Below are 626 nucleotides of genomic sequence, written 5' to 3'. Positions count from 1 at the left end.
TGGAGGGTGTAGAGGTCGGCGTAGAGGCCGTCGAGGGTCATGAGGGTGGCGTGGTCGCCTTGTTCGGTGATCTTGCCGTGGTCGAGGACGTAGATGCGGTCGGCGTAGCGGACGCTGGCCAGGCGGTGGGTGATGAGCAGGACGGTGCGGCCGTCGGAGTGGCTGCGGATGCGTTCGAAGAGGGCGTGTTCGGCGCGGGCGTCGAGGGCGGCGGTGGGTTCGTCGCAGATGAGCAGGTCGGCGTCGCGGTGGAAGCCGCGGGCGACGGCGATGCGCTGCCATTGGCCGCCGGACAGTTCGTGGCCGTCTTTGAAGCGGCGATCGAGCAGGGTGCGGTAGCCGTGGGGGAGGTCGGCGACGACTTCGTCGGCGCCGGCCACGGCGGCGGCGGCGTGCAGGGCGGGGTCGCCTTTGTCGGTGCCCATGGTGATGTTGTAGCGGGCGGTGAGGGGCCAGCGGGTGTGGTCCTGGGCGATGACGGCGGTGCGCCGGCGGAGGTCTTCGGGGCTGACGGTGGTCAGGTCGGTGTCGTCCCAGTGGACGGTGCCGGTGTCGGGTTCGTACAGGCCGGACAGGATTTTGGCGAGGGTGGTCTTGCCGGAGCCGTTCTCGCCGACGAACGCGAT

The 626-nt window shown here is 70.1% G+C and carries 1 protein-coding gene; it reads right to left on the bottom strand.

Annotated elements, in window-relative coordinates; genetic code table 11:
- A partial coding sequence (locus ABEA43_RS67900) for an ATP-binding cassette domain-containing protein (protein WP_345581649.1) occupies positions 1-626 on the bottom strand: 626 nt, incomplete at both ends.

Source organism: Nonomuraea rosea, assembly GCF_039539705.1.
Taxonomy (GTDB): domain Bacteria; phylum Actinomycetota; class Actinomycetes; order Streptosporangiales; family Streptosporangiaceae; genus Nonomuraea; species Nonomuraea rosea.
The sequence above is the reverse complement of the archived record's forward strand: the minus strand, read 5'-3'. Positions and strand labels throughout refer to the sequence as shown.